This is a genomic window from Paraburkholderia sp., from assembly GCF_004298475.1.
Classification (GTDB): domain Bacteria; phylum Pseudomonadota; class Gammaproteobacteria; order Burkholderiales; family Burkholderiaceae; genus Paraburkholderia; species Paraburkholderia denitrificans.
Window position 1 is genome coordinate 91,324 of the sequence record NZ_SCRP01000010.1, and the last position, 18,652, is coordinate 109,975.

At 64.0% G+C, this 18,652-nt stretch carries 17 protein-coding genes; 5 read left to right on the forward strand and 12 right to left on the reverse strand.

Translation table 11 applies throughout. From position 1 onward, the window contains the following. Positions 1–22 precede the first annotated feature (22 nt). The 3 genes from bktB to rimO form a co-directional block, all read right to left on the reverse strand. Positions 23–1,207 (reverse strand): beta-ketothiolase BktB, encoded by a 1,185-nt coding sequence (gene bktB / locus EPN59_RS05765; protein ID WP_293043208.1) that lies wholly within the window; start codon positions 1,205–1,207, stop codon positions 23–25. Positions 1,208–1,270: 63 nt separating this feature from the next. Next, complete coding sequence (locus EPN59_RS05770) at positions 1,271–2,197, reverse strand: sugar kinase (RefSeq protein WP_293045694.1); 927 nt, start codon at positions 2,195–2,197, stop codon at positions 1,271–1,273. Between the two features lie 5 nt (positions 2,198–2,202). Beyond that, entirely contained in the window at positions 2,203–3,540 is a 1,338-nt protein-coding gene (rimO, locus tag EPN59_RS05775; protein ID WP_293037218.1) for a 30S ribosomal protein S12 methylthiotransferase RimO, read from the reverse strand. 408 nt (positions 3,541–3,948) lie between these two features. On the opposite strand from rimO, the gene EPN59_RS05780 reads away from it, so the two are divergent. Both EPN59_RS05780 and EPN59_RS05785 read left to right on the forward strand, forming a co-directional pair. After that, positions 3,949–4,425: a helix-turn-helix domain-containing protein gene (locus EPN59_RS05780; RefSeq protein WP_293037221.1), complete on the forward strand. Its 477-nt coding sequence runs from the start codon at positions 3,949–3,951 to the stop codon at positions 4,423–4,425. Beyond that, positions 4,425–5,003: a PIN domain-containing protein gene (locus EPN59_RS05785; RefSeq protein WP_293037224.1), complete on the forward strand. Its 579-nt coding sequence runs from the start codon at positions 4,425–4,427 to the stop codon at positions 5,001–5,003. The genes EPN59_RS05780 and EPN59_RS05785 overlap by 1 nt, the downstream gene beginning before the upstream one ends. A gap of 134 nt (positions 5,004–5,137) precedes the next feature. Here the strand turns inward: EPN59_RS05785 and phaR are convergent, their stop codons facing one another. The 6 genes from phaR to EPN59_RS05815 all read right to left on the reverse strand — a co-directional run bounded on the left by phaR (position 5,138) and on the right by EPN59_RS05815 (position 12,573). Then, a complete protein-coding gene (gene phaR / locus EPN59_RS05790; protein WP_293037227.1) occupies positions 5,138–5,725 on the reverse strand; it encodes a polyhydroxyalkanoate synthesis repressor PhaR in 588 nt (195 codons plus the stop codon). A 143-nt stretch (positions 5,726–5,868) separates the two neighbouring features. Continuing rightward, positions 5,869–6,609: a 3-ketoacyl-ACP reductase gene (locus EPN59_RS05795; RefSeq protein ID WP_293037229.1), complete on the reverse strand. Its 741-nt coding sequence runs from the start codon at positions 6,607–6,609 to the stop codon at positions 5,869–5,871. A 276-nt stretch (positions 6,610–6,885) separates the two neighbouring features. Then, positions 6,886–8,067 carry an acetyl-CoA C-acetyltransferase gene (locus EPN59_RS05800; protein ID WP_293037232.1) on the reverse strand — a complete coding sequence of 394 codons (1,182 nt, stop codon included), beginning with the start codon at positions 8,065–8,067 and terminating at the stop codon, positions 6,886–6,888. A gap of 99 nt (positions 8,068–8,166) precedes the next feature. Beyond that, positions 8,167–10,023, reverse strand: a complete 1,857-nt coding sequence (gene phaC, locus EPN59_RS05805; RefSeq protein WP_293037235.1) for a class I poly(R)-hydroxyalkanoic acid synthase — start codon at positions 10,021–10,023, stop codon at positions 8,167–8,169. Between the two features lie 385 nt (positions 10,024–10,408). Beyond that, positions 10,409–11,269 carry a peptidoglycan editing factor PgeF gene (gene pgeF, locus EPN59_RS05810; protein ID WP_293037238.1) on the reverse strand — a complete coding sequence of 287 codons (861 nt, stop codon included), beginning with the start codon at positions 11,267–11,269 and terminating at the stop codon, positions 10,409–10,411. After that, positions 11,266–12,573, reverse strand: a complete 1,308-nt coding sequence (locus EPN59_RS05815) for an RluA family pseudouridine synthase (RefSeq protein WP_293037241.1) — start codon at positions 12,571–12,573, stop codon at positions 11,266–11,268. Before EPN59_RS05815 ends, pgeF begins: the two co-directional genes overlap by 4 nt. A gap of 141 nt (positions 12,574–12,714) precedes the next feature. Here EPN59_RS05815 and EPN59_RS05820 point away from each other — a divergent pair, with 141 nt between their 5' ends. After that, the gene (locus EPN59_RS05820) at positions 12,715–13,539 is read left to right on the forward strand and encodes an outer membrane protein assembly factor BamD (RefSeq protein ID WP_293037276.1); all 825 of its coding nucleotides are present in this window, start codon (positions 12,715–12,717) and stop codon (positions 13,537–13,539) included. A gap of 115 nt (positions 13,540–13,654) precedes the next feature. On the opposite strand, the gene rlmD is transcribed toward EPN59_RS05820, so the two are convergent. Further along, on the reverse strand, positions 13,655–14,998 hold the full coding sequence (rlmD, locus tag EPN59_RS05825) for a 23S rRNA (uracil(1939)-C(5))-methyltransferase RlmD (RefSeq protein ID WP_293037279.1): 1,344 nt from the start codon (positions 14,996–14,998) through the stop codon (positions 13,655–13,657). A 485-nt stretch (positions 14,999–15,483) separates the two neighbouring features. On the opposite strand from rlmD, the gene EPN59_RS05830 reads away from it, so the two are divergent. Further along, positions 15,484–15,771, forward strand: coding sequence for a hypothetical protein (locus EPN59_RS05830; protein ID WP_293045697.1), 288 nt, complete (start codon positions 15,484–15,486; stop codon positions 15,769–15,771). 96 nt (positions 15,772–15,867) lie between these two features. After that, a complete protein-coding gene (locus EPN59_RS05835) occupies positions 15,868–16,728 on the forward strand; it encodes an endonuclease/exonuclease/phosphatase family protein (protein ID WP_293037247.1) in 861 nt (286 codons plus the stop codon). A 24-nt stretch (positions 16,729–16,752) separates the two neighbouring features. On the opposite strand, the gene EPN59_RS05840 is transcribed toward EPN59_RS05835, so the two are convergent. Beyond that, entirely contained in the window at positions 16,753–17,529 is a 777-nt protein-coding gene (locus EPN59_RS05840) for a 3'-5' exonuclease (protein ID WP_293037250.1), read from the reverse strand. 30 nt (positions 17,530–17,559) lie between these two features. Next, positions 17,560–18,642, reverse strand: coding sequence for an RNA polymerase sigma factor RpoS (rpoS, locus tag EPN59_RS05845; protein WP_293037253.1), 1,083 nt, complete (start codon positions 18,640–18,642; stop codon positions 17,560–17,562). Positions 18,643–18,652 lie beyond the last annotated feature (10 nt).

Below are 18,652 nucleotides of genomic sequence, written 5' to 3' on the forward strand. Positions count from 1 at the left end.
AGCCCTCAGCCGAGCAAACGCGTCAGATGCGCTCGAACACGGCGGCAATGCCCTGCCCGCCGCCGATGCACATCGTCACGAGCGCATAGCGCCCGCCGATCCGATGCAGTTCGTAAAGCGCCTTCACGGTGATCAGCGCGCCGGTCGCGCCGATCGGGTGGCCAAGCGAAATGCCCGAGCCGTTCGGATTCACCTTCGCCGGGTCAAGGCCGAGTTCCTGCGACACGGCGCAGGCCTGCGCGGCAAACGCCTCGTTCGCCTCGATCACGTCGAGGTCGGCGGCCGTGATGCCTGCGCGTTCGAGTGCCCGCTGCGTGGCCGGTACCGGGCCGATGCCCATATACGCCGGATCGACGCCCGCGTGCGCGTACGAGACGAGGCGCGCCAGCGGCTTTGCGCCGCGCGCACCGGCCGCTTCGCTGCTCATCAGCAGGACGGCCGCGGCGGCGTCGTTGATGCCCGACGCGTTGCCCGCGGTCACCGTGCCGTTTTCCTTCGCGAATACCGGCTTGAGCTTCGAGAAGTCTTCCAGCACGGCGTCGGTGCGAACGTGTTCGTCGGTGTCGAAGACGACTTCGCCTTTCTTCGACTTGATTGCAACCGGCAGGATCTGATCCTTGAAACGGCCCTCTGCAATCGCCCTCGCTGCCCGCCGATGCGATTCGAGCGCGAGCGCGTCCTGCGCCTCGCGCGTGATGCCGAATTTCATCGCGACGTTTTCCGCCGTCACGCCCATGTGGATCGACTGGAACGGATCGTGGAGCGCGCCGAGCATCATGTCGATAAGCGGTGCGTCGCCCATGCGCTGGCCAAAGCGCGCGGCCGGGATGGTATAGGGCGCACGGCTCATGTTTTCGGCGCCGCCGCCGATGGCGATGTCCGCGTCGCCGAGCAGAATGGATTGCGCGGCGGACACGATCGCCTGCAAACCCGAGCCGCACAGACGGTTCACGGTCAGCGCGGGCGCATGCTGCGCGACGCCGCCGTTGAGTGCGACGACGCGCGCGAGATACATATCCTTCGGTTCGGTATGCACGACGTTGCCGAACACCACATGACCGACGTCATCGCCTTCCACGTTCGCGCGAGAGAGCACCTCGCGCACGACGCGCGCGCCGAGATCCGTCGGTGCGAAGTCCTTCAGGCTGCCGCCGAAGTCGCCGATTGCGGTGCGCACACCGCTCACCACCACCACTTCTCGTTGCATCGCTTGCTCCTCGTCTGTCTGCGTGGAAAGTTGATGTTCTGTATGCAGTGCGGCGCCGGTCGCTTAGTTGGCCAGCAGCCGTTCGACCGCCTCGCGGTGCGGAATCGGCGCGATGGCGCCGTAGCCTTGCGTCGAGAGCGCAGCCGCCGCGTTCGCGTAACGGGCCGCCGCGAACGGATCGTCGCCCGACACGATACGCGCGATAAACGCGCCGCCGAAGCAATCGCCCGCTCCCGTCGCATCGACCGCGGCGACGACGCAGCCCGGCACCACGCGGCGCTCGCGGGCCGTCGCCACATAGGCGCCGTCCTTGCCGAGCTTCAGCGCGACGACGCGCGGCCCGCGCGCCAGCAGCCAGTCGACGATCGCATCGCGGTCGTCGAGACCTGACAGCAGCGTGACGTCGTCCCAGCTCGGCAGGCAGATATCGGTGACGCGCAGCGCTTCGGTCATCACCGCGCGCGCCCGCGCGAGCGGCCAGAGTTTCAGGCGCAGGTTCGTATCGAAGCTGATCTCGCCGCCGTGTGCGTGCACGTGGTCGATGGCGGCGAACGCGGCGTCGCACGCGCTCGTGCTGATCGCGAGGCTGATGCCCGAGAGATGCAGTACGCGCGCGGCGGCAAGCGCGTCGAGCGGCAGATCGCGCGGCGCATAGCGGCTCGCCGCCGACCCCGCGCGCAGATAGTCGAACGCATGACCGGACGGCCCGTGCGAGACGAAATAGACGCCCGTGTGCGCGTCTGCGTCGACACGAACGTTGGCCGTATCGACGCCTTCACTCGACCACAAATCGAGCAGCAGCCGCCCGAACCGGTCGTCACCGAGCGCGGAGACGAAGCCCGTGCGCACGCCCTGGCGCGCAGCGGCAACGCAGAAATTGGAGGTATCGCCGCCGAAGCCTTGCAGATAGTCGGGCTTGCCCTCCGACGCCTGGTTGAACTCCACCATCGCCTCGCCAAACGCGAGCACCTGCGCGGCAGTTTCAGCCATGCGCGTCAGACCTCGCCCCACAGATCGTGGCCGTCCGCGCCGGTGATCTTCACCGACACGAAGTCGCCCACCTTGTAGCGCTTCGACGCCTTCACCGAAGGCGCGACGTAGACGACGCCGTCGATTTCGGGTGCGTCGGCAGACGTGCGGCCGATGCCGCCGTCGGGGTTGATCTCGTCGATCAGCACCTTCAGCGTCTTGCCGACCTTGCGCTGCATGCGCTTCGCCGAGACCTGTTCCGCCACTTCCATGAAACGCGCGCGGCGTTCCTCGCGCACTTCGTCGGGCAATGCGCCGTCGAGTTCGTTGGCCGTCGCACCTTCGACGGGCGAGTAGGCGAAGCACCCCACGCGATCGAGTTCCGCCTCGCGGATGAAATCGAGCAGCGTCTCGAACTGCTCTTCCGTTTCGCCCGGAAAGCCCGCGATAAACGTGCTGCGGATCGTCAGATCCGGACAGATCGCGCGCCAGGTCTTCACGCGCTCGAGCACCTTCTCCGCATTCGCGGGACGCTTCATGCGCTTGAGCACCTCGGGATGCGCGTGCTGGAACGGCACGTCGAGATACGGCAGAACGTGGCCCTTGTACGGGCCTTCGGCCATCATCGGAATGATTTCGTCGACGCTCGGATACGGATACACGTAATGCAGACGCACCCATGCGCCGTGGCGCGCGGCCAGCTCGCCGAGCGCGCCGACGAGTTCGGTCATGCGCGTCTTGAGCGGGCGGCCGTCCCAGAAGCCGGTGCGGAACTTGACGTCGGCGCCGTAGGCGCTCGTATCCTGCGAGATGACGAGCAACTCCTTCACGCCCGATTTGAAGAGGTTTTCGGCTTCGAGCATCACGTCGGCGACGGGGCGCGACACGAGATCGCCGCGCATCGACGGAATGATGCAGAACGTGCAGCGATGGTTGCAGCCTTCGGAAATCTTCAGGTACGCGTAATGGCGCGGCGTGAGCTTTACGCCCGCGGGCGGCACGAGATCGACGAACGGATCGTGCGGCTTGGGCAGATGGATGTGCACGGCCTGCATGACTTCGCCGGCGGCCTGCGGCCCGGTGACGGCGAGCACCTTCGGATGCACGTCCTCGATGAGGTTGGTGCCGCTCGCGCTCTGCTTCGCGCCGAGACACCCCGTGACGATCACCTTGCCGTTTTCGTGGAGCGCTTCGCCAATGGCGTCGAGGCTTTCCTGCACGGCTTCGTCGATGAAGCCGCAGGTGTTGACCACGACCAGGTCGGCGCCGTCGTAGGTGCCCGAGATTTCATAACCCTCTGCGCGCAACTGGGTGATGATCTGCTCGGAGTCCACGAGCGCCTTCGGACAGCCGAGGGAAACCATCCCGACTCGCGGCGCAGGATTACTGAAGGTCGTTGATTCAACTGGATTTTTCACGTGTACATCCGGATGTGGGGCGCACTGCGGGAAAGCGCGGTGCGAGATCAGGCCAATCGCGCATTTTACCTGTATGTCATAGCGCGCGCCGCTGCTTTGCCGGGTAGCCGTATGGAAAGTCGGGCCGGATGGAGGGCGCGCTTTCACAACATTGGCGGGATGGGCAAGGTGTAGTGGAGGGGGAACGGAACAGTTGGCAGCAACATCCATCTCATCCCCGCCGGGCGTTGCGAATATTTCGATTATTTCGTATATTTCGCTAACCGGGATTGAGGGCCCTCGGTAGTGCTTCGCCGTCAACGGCTAGAAAAGTGCAAATGCCATAACGAAACATCAGTGCAGTGAGGAAGTGCCATGCTCAGCAAAAATGACTTGCTCGATACCGTCCTGGACGAAAAGGAAGCGGAACTGGCGAAAACGGCGCAACGCTGCATCGTGGCGGCACTCGACCATTCCAAAGCGGTAAACCTTGCGCTCGTTGAAGATGGGGTTGAACGCCTCACAGACGGCACGCCTTTGCTCCGCTTGCCCCCCAAAGTTCTGCGGCTGTTTGCAAACATGCTGGGAGCCTTATCGCAAGGGCAGCCGGTTGCATTCTTGCCGCAATCGATGGATCTAACCACCCAGCAAGCAGCGATGCTTCTCAACGTGTCGCGCCCGTATCTTGTGGGACTACTGGAAGGCGGCAAGATCCCGTTCCACAAGGTCGGGAAGCATCGGCGCATTAGTCTGGAAGACGCGCTGAAATTCAAAGAGGAGCGGAGAAAGGCTTCGGCCGATGCCCTGGCGGCACTCTCCGAGCAAGCGCAAGAACTCGGCATGGGATATTGATGGCAGGGTCCCTCGCCTACACAGCGGTGCTCGACGCCTGCGTTCTGTATCCCGCCCCGGTACGAGACTTGATGCTAAGCCTGTCCGTGGCGGGCCTGTTTCGCGCCCGTTGGACCGAAGACATCCACAATGAGTGGATTCGCAATTTGCTCAAGCAGCGCAACGACTTGCAACCCGAAGCCCTGCAGCGCACCCGACAGATGATGGACCAGTCAGTGCCAGACTGTCTAATCACCGGGTATGCGTCCTTTATCGAGTCGCTAGAACTCCCCGACCCCAATGATCGCCATGTCCTGGCCGCAGCGATTGTCGGCCATGCAGACTCCATCGTTACCTTCAACAGAAAGGATTTCCCGAACGAAGTCGTACACAATCACGGGATTGAAATTCTCCACCCGGACGATTTCCTGACTTCACAATACGATCTGGATCCCGTACAGACCCTGACAACTGTGAAGGAAGTCCGATCAAGGCTAAAGCGGCCGCCGCTCTCGGCCAGCGAGTATCTCGACAAGCTCGAAGCCACGGGGCTACCGCAGACAAGCCAGAAGCTGCGCGAAGCGATCGAGTTGATTTAAAGGCGGCGTCACGCAAAGAGCAGCGCCGCGCAGATGCTACTGCGCGGCCCGCAGACGCGCCAACGGCTCCACAGTGCGATCCGCGAAGCGAATAGCGCGCGAGACGAATCCGCGCGCGCCGAACTCCCAAGGCCTTACTTCTTCTCGTCCTCGCTATGCTCCGACGCGCTCTGCCCAGGCGCTGCGGGCTTGAACGGGAAGCTGCTGAACATGTTCTTCGCCTGGTTCTGCATCTGCTCCTGCATCTGCACGAACATGTTCTTCGATTGCTCGATATAGTTCGTCATCATGCCCTGCATCATGGGCGCCTGCATGTTCATGAACTGCGACCACACTTCGGGGTTCATCGCGTTGCCTTCGTAGAGGCTCTTCGACTGATCCGCGAGCTTGTTCTGAATATCGATGAACGCCTGAATATTCTTTTCCAGGTACGTGCCCATCATGCCCTGCATGGCATGACCGTAGAAGCGGATGATCTGCGACAGCATCGACGACGAGAACATCGGCAGGCCGCCGCTCTCCTCTTCGAGGATGATCTGCAGCAGGATGCTGCGCGTGAGATCCTCGTTGGTCTTCGCATCGATGACCTTGAACTCCTCCTGATCGAGCACGAGCTGCTTCACGTCGCTCAACGTGATGTAGGTGCTCGTTTCCGTGTCGTAGAGCCGACGGTTCGGATATTTCTTGATGAGTCGTTCGGCGGTCTTCTTTGTAGTCGTCATATGTCGCCCTTGTTCGCCCGGCACGCCCCTCGCGTGCGAGCCTTGTTCGGCAGCGGCGTCTGTCCCGGTGTGACAACAGACACGCTGCCGTTGTGGATCCATGCGCTGCCCTGTGCCCCGAAAGGCAGTTGCGGCACGCCGGATCAGCCCATGTGCAACCCGCCGTTCAGCGAGAAGTCCGCACCGGTTGCGAAGCCCGACTCGTCGGAGGCGAGCCACGCGACGATCGATGCGATTTCCTCGGGCGCGCCAAGGCGGCGCACGGGAATCGTCGCAACGATCTTCTCCAGCACGTCGGGACGGATCGACTTCACCATATCCGTGCCGATATAGCCCGGCGAAACCGTGTTGACGGTCACGCCCTTCGTCGCCACTTCCTGCGCGAGCGCCATCGTGAAGCCGTGAATGCCGGCCTTCGCCGTCGAATAGTTGGTCTGGCCGAACTGGCCTTTTTGCCCGTTCACCGACGAAATATTGATGATGCGGCCCCAGCCGCGCTCGACCATGCCGTCGATGACCTGCTTGGTGACGTTGAAGAGGCTCGTGAGATTCGTATCGATGACGGCGGTCCAGTCTTCACGCGTCATCTTGCGGAACACGACGTCGCGCGTGATGCCCGCGTTGTTGACCAGCACGTCGATCTCGCCGACTTCGGCCTTGACTTTGTCGAACGCCTGGCGCGTGGAGTCCCAGTCGCCGACATTGCCTTCCGAAGCGATGAATTCGTAACCCGCGGCCTTCTGGTCCTCGATCCATTTCACGCGACGTGGCGAGTTCGGACCACATCCGGCGACCACCGTGAAGCCCTGCTTGGCGAGGCGCTGGCAGATACCCGTGCCAATACCGCCCATTCCGCCGGTTACATACGCAATTCGCTGTGACATAAGCCAAACTCCATTATCGTTTTCCAGAGCGTTACACGACCGCTCAGGTCTCGCTCCTTACTTCGTCCCGCCCGTACTGCAGCTTCGGTTACGGCGTTTTTGCCAGTTTGTGCCCGGTTGTACCTCACGCCGCCCTCGGCACATTACATCTGCACTAATCCGCACCACATTGTTTTCACCGCTGCCGCGATTGCGTGCTTCATCGCACGCTTCACTGTGCAATCGCGGCGCGCAAGCGAGCCGCCACCGGCCCGCTGCGCAACTACCTCACAGACGTTACGGACGCTCGACCGCGAGCGCCACGCCCATGCCGCCGCCGATACACAGCGAAGCCAGACCGCGCTTCGCGTCGCGGCGCTGCATTTCGTGCAGCAGCGTAACGAGGATACGGCAGCCCGAAGCGCCGATCGGGTGACCGATCGCGATGGCGCCGCCGTTCACGTTGATCTTCGACGTGTCCCAGCCCATCTGCTTGTTCACGGCCAGCGCCTGCGCGGCGAACGCTTCGTTGATCTCCATGAGATCGAGGTCCTGCGGCGTCCAGCCTGCACGCTCGAGGCAGCGCTTCGAGGCAGGGACCGGGCCCATGCCCATGACCTTCGGATCGACGCCCGCATTCGAGTACGCCTTGATGCGCGCGAGCGGCTTCAGACCCAGCGCTTCCGCCTTCTTCGCCGACATCACGATCACTGCCGCCGCGCCGTCGTTGAGGCCCGACGCATTCGCAGCCGTTACCGTGCCTTCCTTCTCGAACGCCGGCTTCAGGCCCGCGAGCGCTTCGGCCGTGACGCCATGGCGCACGAATTCGTCGGTCTTGAACAGAAGCGGCTCGCCCTTGCGCTGGGGGATCTCGACCGGCACGATTTCGGCGTCGAAGCGACCCGCCTTTTGCGCGGCCTCGGCCTTGTTCTGCGACAGCGCCGCGAACGCGTCCTGCTCTTCGCGCGTGATGCCGTATTCGCGTGCGACGTTTTCCGCCGTCACGCCCATGTGGTACTGGTTGTACACGTCCCACAGGCCGTCGACGATCATGCTGTCGATCAGCTTCGCATCGCCCATGCGGAAGCCGTCGCGCGAACCCGGCAGCACGTGCGGCGCGGCGCTCATGTTTTCCTGGCCGCCTGCAACGATGATTTCCGCCTCGCCCGCGATGATCGCGTTGGCGGCCAGCATCACGGCCCTCAGGCCCGAGCCGCAGACCTTGTTGATCGTCATGGCGGGAATGGCGGAGGGCAAGCCCGCCTTGATCAACGCCTGGCGTGCGACGTTCTGGCCCGAAGCGGCCGTCAGCACCTGGCCCATGATCACTTCGCTCACCTGCTCGGGCTTGATGCCCGCGCGCTCCAGCGCCGCCTTGATCACCACGGCGCCCAGATCGGGAGCCGCGATCTTCGCAAGCGTGCCACCGAATTTGCCCACCGCGGTACGCGCGGCCGATACGATCACGATGTCCGTCATTTCGAGTTCCTTCGGGCAGCGCGATGTCGAAGGACGCGCCACCCCATCAAGTTAGTCAAGTTAAAAACCCGCTAAAAACCCATTTCGCAGCAAGACGCGTCAGTCGCGCTGCTGCACGTAACGGCCCGGAGCCGGTTCGATTTCCGGAAACTCCGCCGATCCGGCCTGGACGCGCGGCTTCACCTTCTTGCCGCCGTACTGATCGAGCCATTGCGCCCACGTCGGCCACCAGCTGCCGGGTTTCTCCTCGGCAACGCCCAACCATGCGTCAGCGTCGGCCGGCAGATGCTTCGCATCGGTCTCGACACTCCAGAAGCTGCGCTTGTTTTTCGAAGCCGGATTGATCACGCCTGCAATATGCCCCGACGCACCCAGCACGAAACGCAGCGGCCCCGAAAGCAGCGGCACCGATGCGTACGCCGTGCGCCACGGCACGATGTGATCTTCGCGCGAACCGTAGATGAACGTCGGCACGTCGATGCGCGAGAGGTCCACCTGTTCGCCGCACACCGTGAGCGCGCCGGGCTCGCGCAACTTGTTCTCGAGATACGTATTGCGCAGATACCACGCGTACATCGGGCCGGGCAGGCTCGTCGAGTCGCTGTTCCAGTACAGCAGATCGAACGGCGCGGGCGTGCGGCCCTTGAGATAGTTGTCGACGACGTAGTTCCAGACCAGATCGTTCGGGCGCAGGAACGAGAACGTATTGGCGAAATCGACGCCGCGCATGACACCGGGCGTCCCGCCGTTCTTGCCGCCGATGGTCTGCTCGCGCATCTGCACGTGCGACTCGTCGACGAACACGTCGAGCACGCCCGTATCCGAGAAATCGAGCATCGCGGTGAGCAGCGTCATCGACGCAGCCGGGTGCTCTCCGCGCGCGGCCTCGACGGCGAGCGCAGTGGCCAGCATCGTGCCGCCGACGCAAAAGCCGAGCGTGTTGATCTGCTCGCGGCCGCTGATGCTGCGTACCGTATCGATCGCCTTGAGCACGCCGTCTTCGATGTAGTCGTCCCACGTCTTGTGGGCAATCGACGCGTCGCCGTTGTGCCAGGAGATCAGGAACACCTGCTGCCCCTGTTCGAGTGCGTACGCAACCAACGAATTCTCGGGCTGCAGGTCAAGGATGTAGAACTTGTTGATGCACGGCGGCACGATCAGGAGCGGCCGCTCGCGCACGCTCGCCGTGCGCGGCTTGTACTGGATCAACTGGAACAGTTCGTTTTCGAACACCACCGCGCCTTCGGTCGTCGCGAGATTGCGGCCCACGACGAATCGCGACTCGTCGGTCTGCGATATTTTGCCGCGCGTGAGATCGCCAAGCAGATTCATTACGCCCTGACGCAGGCTTTCTCCGTGCGATTCGAGCAAAGCGCTCTGCGCGTCCGGATTGAGCGCGAAGAAATTGCTCGGCGAGGTCGCCGCCGTCCATTGCTGGACCGCGAAGCGAATGCGCTCGCGCGTTTTCGGTTCGGTTTCGATGGCGTCGACGAGTTCGTGCAGGTAGCGCGCATTCAACAGATACCAGGCTGCCGTGAATGCGTAGGCGGGCGTCGCTTTCCAGGCATCGGAGCTAAAGCGGCGGTCCTTGAGTTCCGGCGCTTTCGGCTCGGTATCCGCGGCCTGGCGCAACAGTTCGAGCGCGTCGCGCGAGTAGTCGGCCTGCAACTGCTGCAGGCGCACGGGCTCGATGGATGCACTGGGGAATCTGGGCGGCTCGAAAGGTGTGGCGGGCGCTGCGGCACCATTGCCCGCTTGCGGCCACCAGCCGTTTTGCAGCGGTGCGCCCGCGACCTTGCCCTGCGCTTGCTGCGCAGCATTCATGGCATTGCGCCAGGCTGAAGTCCACGCGTCGAGTATCTGCTGCATTCCGGCGGCATCGGGAGTGAATTGCTGTGCACCGCTCGTAGAGGCGCTAGCGCCCGGAGAATTCGTGGAACGTTGAGATGCCGTCATACCTGCTTTTGACCGATGTGTCCTGGAGGACTGGTTGAGAGGCAGGCGGTCCGTACACGGGTACGACCGCGTCGCACCACGTCACGTCCTGTCCCGTAGGTGTGGGACATTTTTGCTCCCCACGGCAAAGCATGTCAATGCTTGAGCCCGATTTTGCCGCACCGCGATATTTTTTTAATTATCGTTTTCCCGATGTAGCAGAACGCTTAATTGATTCAATCGAGCGCATGCCGATGCGCGTGTGAAAAAAAACCCATTGCGCCCAAGCGCTTGCAGCGCGATCAGCCCCGCTGCTGCATCATCCGTTTCAACGGCTGCGCTGCATCTCCTCATATTCGATGCAGCGCAGCAAGAACGTTACTTGATGTAACCGCTAAAGACGCCTTTAAGGCGTCAGCCACACGAGCGCAGCCATGCGGCCCGTGACGCGCTCGCGGCGATACGAGTAGAAACGCTCACGCTGTGTGTATGTGCACAGATCGCCGCCGCTGATCCGCTCGACGCCCAGCGCGGCGAGCCGCAGGCGCGCGAGCGCGTTGAGATTGGCGAAGTATTTGCCCGGCGCCTCGGGCCGTTCGACGAACGCAGCGGCAGTCGCGTCGCGTTGCTGGGCGCCAACGGCGGCCGGGTGATTCATGAACGCGTCACGCACGTCTGCCCCCACCTCGAAGGCACCCGGTCCGATCGCCGGCCCGAGATACGCGTGCAGATCGTGCGTCGCGCAGCCCGCGAGCGCTGCGACACGCGCTGCGGTCTTTTCGATGACGCCCGCAGCGAGTCCGCGCCAGCCCGCGTGCGCCGCACCGACCGCGCGACCAACGCCGTCACACAGCAGCACCGGCATGCAGTCGGCGACCATCACCGTGCAGGCGATGCCGGGGCGATCCGTCACGCAGGCGTCGGCGCTCAACGGTTCGCCTGCGCGTGCGGCTGCCAGCGCGTCGACGGCATCGACCACCCCCGCGCCATGCACCTGCTTCAGCCACGCCACAGGGACGCCCGCGTAGGCCAGCAGACGAGAGCGGTTCGTCTCGACGCGATCGGGCTCGTCGCCCGAGAGCCGGCCCAGATTCAGGCCGCCCGGCAGCTCGCACCCTTCCCCGCTCGCACCACCGGCCATCCAGCGGCCGAAAGGCGGCTCGCTCACGCCGCCGTCGCGCGTCGTCACGAACGCGCGCACGTTCGACGGCGCAGCCCAACCGGGAAGCACCAGATCCGCCTGGCTCAGTTCAGGCGTGATCGTCATGCGCGCGCGTCCTCGTCGTCGTGATCTTCATCGTCACCCTCGTCGTCACCCTCGTCGTCACCCTCGTCACCCTCGTCCTCGTAATCGTCTTCGTCGCTGCCGATGACGAAGCCTTCGTCGGTGTACGCGCTGTCGAAGACTTCGTCGTCGAAGCCGTGTTCCTCGCTCTCCTCACCGAAGCCCAACGCGGCGATCAGCGCGTCCATGTCGTCGGGCACATCCGCGCGCCACTGCATCGCGCGGCCCGTGACCGGATGAATGAGCCCCAAACGCCACGCATGCAGCGCCTGACGTGCAAAACCATCGGGCAGCGCGGCCACGGAGCGGCGGCCGCGCGCACGCCCGTAAACCGGGTCGCCGAGCAGCGGGTGGCCGATATGCGCGCAATGCACGCGGATCTGGTGCGTACGGCCCGTCTCCAGATCGCAGTGGATTGCGCTGACCGGCTGGCCGTGCCAAAGGGTTGCGTCGACTCGACGGAAATGCGTGCGGGCCGGCTTGCCCGTGGAGCCCGCAACCACCGCCATGCGTGTGCGCTCGCGCGGATCGCGGCCGATCGGCGCGTCGATCGTGCCCTCGTCCGGCATGTTGCCCCACACGAGCGCCAGATAGCGGCGCTTGACGGTGCGCGCCTGGAGTTGGCGCACGAGATCGGTTTGCGCTTCGAGCGTGCGCGCGACCACCATGAGCCCCGAGGTCTCCTTGTCGAGCCGGTGCACGATGCCCGCGCGCGGCAGGCCGGAAGCCCTCTCGCCATAGCGATGCAGCAGGCCGTTGAGGATCGTCCCGCTCCAGTTGCCCGCCGCCGGATGCACGACGAGCCCGGCCGGCTTGTTGATGACGACGATTGCGTCGTCCTCGTAGACGACGTCGAGCGGCACGGGCTCAGGCGTGAATGCAAGCTGCTCGGGCAGCAGGTCGGGCACGAGTTCGACCGTCGCGCCGAGCGGGACCGGCTGACGCACCTTCGCCGGTGCGCCATCCACACGCACGCGCTGCGCCTCGATCCAGCCCTGCAAGCGGTTGCGCGAGAATTCGGGGAAAACCTTGGCGAGCACCTTGTCGAGCCGCTCACCCGCGAGCTCGTCGGGCACCTGCGCGCGGCGCGGCGCCTCCTCGGCGCGTGCTTTGGCGCTCGTGCGGGCGGACGAATCTGCAACGCCGGACGCGGATTCGTCCGCGCCGAAATCGTCGTCGAAAGCGTCGCCCGGCGCTGCGTCATCGGGCACTTCGCCCAGGCTATAATGGTCGATGCTGTTTGGGGCGCCGGGGGCGCCGCCTCCCGGAAGAACTGAACGGGTCATTGAGTCTGGGTCACCTGGGACCTGAAGCTGAACTGGAAAATGCGAGCCTTGAACACGATTACGAAACTGGCCCAACATGCGATGGCCCGTAACGCCCGTAACATCCGTAACGCGGCGGCACAGGAATCGGACGAAACGACGATGACGACGATCCGCAAGATCGGCAACATCCTTCGCATCGCCGCTTGTGGCGCCGCGCTCGCCGTGGTGGCAGCCTGCCACGGCCTGCCGGAAAAGACCGACGAAACGGCAAGGTGGAACAACAACAAATTATATACGGAGGCCCAGGACTCGCTCGATAGTGGCGACTGGGGCAAGTGCGCAAAGTACTTCGAATCGCTGCAGGGTCGCGACCCGTTCGGACATTTCGCCCAGCAGGCGCAGATCAACGTGGCCTACTGCAACTGGAAGGATAACGAGAACGACGCCGCCGACCAGGCGATCGATCGCTTCATCAAGCTGCACCCGCAGCACCCGGACGTCGCCTACGCGTACTACCTCAAGGGCATGATCCACTTCAACGACGACCTGGGCCTGTTCGGCCGGTTCTCGGGTCAGGACATGAGCGAGCGCGATCCGAAGTCGCTGCGCGAATCCTATGACGCGTTCAAGGTGGTGGTCGACAAATACCCGCAGAGCAAGTACGCCCCGGACGCCGCGCAGCGCATGCGCTACATCGTGAATTCGCTCGCGTCGCACGAAGTCCACGCCGCCGACTACTACTACCGTCGCGGCGCCTATGTGGCTGCGATCAACCGCGCGCAGCTCGCGATCAAGGATTACAAGAGTGCGCCGGCCATCGAGGACGCGCTGCACATCATGATCCTCTCGTACCAGAAGCTCGGCCAGCAGCAACTCGCCGACGACACGCGCCGCGTGCTCGCCGCAACCTTCCCGGACAGCCCGTACATCACCGGTCATGCGCGGCCCGGTACGGAGACCAAGTCCTGGTGGCAAATCTGGTAAGCGATCCGGTCAAAACGGTCAGAAAAAAACCCGCACAGACAATGTGCGGGTTTTTTTCGTCTGGCGCCGCATGGCGGATCCGCCGCGGCGCAAAGTCAGGCACCCACGCAGGCGCTCAGTCCCGCTCGAACAACGCAATCGACTCGACGTGCGACGTGTGCGGGAACATGTTCACCACGCCCGCGCCCTTGAGCCGGTAACCGGCTTCGTGCACGAGCAGTCCCGCGTCGCGCGCGAGCGTCGCCGGGTTGCACGACACGTAGACGATGCGCCTGGGCAGCACGCCTTCGCCGCTCTGCGCCATGTCCGCAAGCGCCCGCGACACGGCGAGCGCGCCCTCGCGCGGCGGATCGACAAGGAGCTTGTCGAACGCGCCGAGCGCGCGCATGTCATCGGCGGTGACTTCGAACAGATTGCGGCATGCAAACGACGTGTGACCATCCACGCCGTTCGCGCGTGCGTTGTCGAGCGCGCGCGCCGTCAGCGTTTCGCTGCCTTCGATCCCCACGACTTCGCGCGCGAGCCGCGCGAGCGGCAGCGTGAAGTTGCCGATGCCGCAGAACAGATCGAGCACGCGATCACCCGGTTCCGGCGCGAGCAGGCGCAACGCGCGGCCGACCAGCACGCGGTTGATCTGATGGTTGACCTGCGTGAAGTCCGTCGGCTTGAACGGCATCCGGATATCGAATTCGGGCAGCGTGTAGTCGAGCTGCGCATCGAGGGGATAGAACGGGAAGACCGTGTCGGGGCCCTTCGGCTGCAGCCAGAACTGCACGTTGTGCGCGTCGGCGAAGGTGCGCAGCAGCGCTTCGTCGGCGGCCGTGAGCGGCTCCAGAATGCGCAGCACGAGCGCCGTCACGCTCTGCCCGACCGCCAGTTCGATCTGCGGCAAACGATCGCGGATCGACAGCCCTTCGACCAGCGCACGCAGCGGCACCAGCATGGCCGAGACGTTCGGCGGCAGCACCTCGCAGCTCGTCATGTCGGCGACATAGCTGCTCTTCTTCTCGTGGAAACCGACCAGCACGCCGCCCTTCTTCGGCACGTTGCGCACGGTAAGACGCGCGCGGTAGCGGTAGCCCCACGACGGACCGTGAATCGGCCGGAACATCGATTCGGCGCGCACCTTCGAGAGGTGGGCGAGGTTGTCTTCGAGCACGCGCTGCTTGACCGCGATCTGCGCGCGCACGTCGAGATGCTGCATCGAGCAGCCGCCGCAGGTGCCGAAGAACTGGCATTGCGGCTTCGTGCGGATCGCGCTTTCGCGAAGCACGTCCACCACCGTCGCCTGCTCGAAGCTCGGTTTTTTGCGGTAGCTCGAATAGGTCACGCGCTCGCCGGGCAGCGCGCCCTCGACGAAAATCACCTTGCCCGGCTCGCCGGTCTCGGTGACGGTGCGGCCCACGCCGCGCGCCTCCATGTCGAGCGACACGATCTCCAGAATCGGGGCATGAAGCACCGAGGCTTCCGTGGCGGCACGCCGTTCGGCCCGGCGCTCGCGCTTCGAGCGCCTGGCGGGGGTCACAGGGGCAGCAACGGTTTCCGGTGCAGCTGCGGCGTGGAGGGATTCGGTTTGAGGATCGGGGGCAGCTTGAGACACCAGCGGATTCCTGACTGACAGTGGGTAAGATATGGGCGAAGGCGAAATTGTAGACGAAGTCCGCACCCGCGCCCTCGGCAGGCCGTTTCGAAAGCCGCGCGCTGTGCTGTCACGCCGCGTGCGCGGTTGAAAGATGTTTCATCGACGGTGGCGATGGCGCACATTTCGCACAATCTTGCGATGCGACAACACCGAATCGCACCGAAGATCCATTACCATAGCGACCGCTATTTCGCGCCTGCAATGAAGGCGATCATGCGGCACCGCGTTTTTAGCGTAATCCGATGGACGATAGCGCGAGCGAATTAAATCCTTGAGGCCCCACTCTTTTTACTGGAGTCGAATTGAGCAAGCATTTTTCCAGTGCCGCGGCGATGGCTGCGCTTCTCGCCCTCGCCGCGTGCACGGGCGTCAAACCCGAGAAAGTAATCTCCAAGGTCACGCCGGGCCTCACGCAGACAGAACTGATGACTCGCCTCGGGCCGCCGGACAGCCAATACGATGACGACGGTCATGCCTGCTTCCAGTATGCGATCGGCGAGGACAATAACGTGCCGCTCGCAGTCTATTTCGACGATCAGCAACGCGTCGCCAGAACCGAACGCGCCAATTGCCGGGGACGCCTGCGCTAACAGTCGCTAACGGCGGCAAACAGCCGATGTGGCGGGCTTGATGAAGCCCGTCTTTCGGCTACAGTGAAGCAGTATCGGTCCACCACTGGAGAGCCGATGAAACTGCTCAGCTGGAACGTACAGTGGGGCCGCGACGCAGCAGGCGTCGTCGACCTCGCGCGCACCGTGCGCGAAGCGCGGCGGCTCGCCGATTTCGACGTGCTGTGCCTGCAGGAAATCACACGCGGTTTTGGCGCACTGCCGGGCAACCCGGGAAGCGATCAATTCGCCGAACTCGCGGCGTTGCTGCCCGGGTTTACGATCATCGAGGGCATCGGCGCCGATCTTCCCGCGCCGCACCGCACGCCCCACGCGCCACGCCGCCAGTTCGGCAACGCCATCGCAACGTGCTTGCCTGTCGCCCAGGTGTTTCGCCACTTGCTGCCCTGGCCCGCCGATCCTGCTGCACCATCGATGCAGCGCGTTGCGCTCGAAGCGGTGCTCGACGTGCCGGGTGGCGCGTTACGCGTGCTGGTCACGCATCTGGAGTACTACTCGCTGCACCAGCGGCTTGCTCAGGTGGACGAATTGCGCCGCCTGCAGCAGGAAGCTGCCCAACACGCAGCGCATCCTGCGCCCGCCGAAAACGACAACGGCCCGTTCGCCCCAACAGCGCGGCCCGCGAGCGCCATCCTCTGTGGCGATTTCAACAGCGCGTGGTCGAGCGAAGCGTACGCACGCATGCTGGAGCCGATTGTCGACAGCCCTGCTTTCGTCGACGCGTGGACCGCGCTGCATCCGGGCGCAACACCGCCGCCGACCGCCGGAGTCTACGACACCGTGCAATGGTCGTCCGGCCCGCTCGCGTGCGACTTCGTTTTCGTGACGGAGAACCTGCTCGGGCAACTGCGGCACTGCGAGATCGACGGCGCGACGCAAGCGTCGGATCATCAGCCGATCGTGCTGGAATTCGACTGAACCTGAAACACGCCTAAACGCCGCTCAGGCGCCGAACGCCGCGAGATACTCGGCCCAGTGCGGCGCGGGCTCCATGGCGAGCGCGTTCTTGACGTGCGTGATTTCGTCTTCGTATTCGCGCTCGCTGAAGCCACCTCGCATCAACTGGAAGCGGCAATAGAGCAGATACGTGTTGACCACGTCCGTTTCGCAGTAGTTGCGGATTTCCTCGATGCGCCCCTCGCGGAACGCCGTCCACACCTGGCTGCCGTCCATCCCGAGCTTGCCCGGAAAGCCGCAGAGTTTCGCGAGTGCGTCGAGCGGCGCGTTTGCACGCGCCTGATACATCGCGAGCACGTCCATCAGGTCGGTGTGACGCGAGTGATAGCGGCTGATGTAGTTGTTCCACTTGAAGTCGCGGTCGTCTTCGCCGAGATCCCAGTAGCGCGACGCGCGAATGCCGTGCACGAGCGCGCGATAGTGCAGCACGGGCAGATCGAACCCGCCGCCGTTCCACGAGACGAGCTGCGGCGTGTACTTCTCGATGGTCCGGTAGAACGACTGGATCAGCGCAGCTTCGCCGTCCTCGGGCGTGCCGAGCGAGCGTACGCGAAAACCCTGGCCGTCACGGAACACGCAGGAAATCGCCGCGACGCGCTGCAGATGATGCGGAAGAAAATCGCTGCCGGTCTTCTCGCGGCGCGCGGCGAACGCATGCTCGGCCACTTCGGCGTCGGTGAGCGTTGCAGGAAGATCGTCGAGACGGCGAATGCCGTCGACATCGGGAATCGTCTCGATGTCGAATACAAGAACAGGTGTCATTCAGTCGAACGGCCGGTTGAACGGCGGAATTTACAGGACGGCGTCCTTACGCACGCCGTTGGAAGCAAAAAAGCGCTTGAGGCGCACCAGCGCTTCCTGCTGGATCTGCCGCACGCGCTCACGGGTCAGGCCCATTTCGTCGGCGAGCTCTTCGAGCGTCGCGGGCTCGATATGGTTCAGTCCGAAGCGGCGCTCGATCACGTGCCGATGCTTGTCCGAGAGCCGCCCGAGCCACGCGCGCGTCAGCGTTTCCAGTTCGCGATGCTGTACTTCCGCATCGGGTGACTGGCTCTGATCGTCGGAGAGGAGATCGAGCAGGCTGCTCGCAGGATCGAGGTCGAGGGGCGCGTCGAGCGACGCCGTGTGTTCGTTGAGCGCGAGGATATCGGTGACTTCCTCGGTGGTCTTGCCTGTGAGGTACGCGATGTCGTCGATGCTCGCGTCGCGCCGGTCGGACGCCGTATTGGCGTTCAGCGAATTCTTTTCCAGATGGCGCTTCGCGCGCAGCACCTGGTTCAGTTCGCGGATCACGTGCACCGGCAAGCGCACCGTACGCGCCTGGTTCATGATCGCGCGCTCGATGCTCTGGCGGATCCACCACGTTGCATACGTCGAGAAGCGAAAGCCGCGCGCCGGATCGAACTTTTCGATCGCGTGCATGAGACCGAGGTTGCCCTCCTCGATCAGATCGAGCAGCGGTACGCCGCGATTCAGATAACCCTTCGCAATGCTGACCACGAGCCGCAGATTCCGCTCGATCATGACCTGGCGCGCCTCGAATTCGCCGGCCTTCGCAAGACGGGAATAGCGCTGCTCCTCCTCGACGGTGAGCAGCGGCTTCACGCTGATCCGGTTCAGATAATGCTGGATGGTGTCGGCCGTGAGTTCGGCCTGGAGGAGCGCGCGAAAGTCGTCGGCGTCGGCTGCGGGCTCGGCGCTCTCGCGGCTGTTGCCTTCCTCATCGGAGGAATTTTCGCGCTCGTCGAAATCATGCGACTGTTCGAGTTCGGACTGCGCCTCGTCGTCGCCGGGCGCAGCGCTGTCCTCAACCGAAACCGGGGCGGCTTGGCTGTCAGACTCGGTTTGCTGCAGACGGCGCTTCGGTTTCGGCATGGTCGGCTCG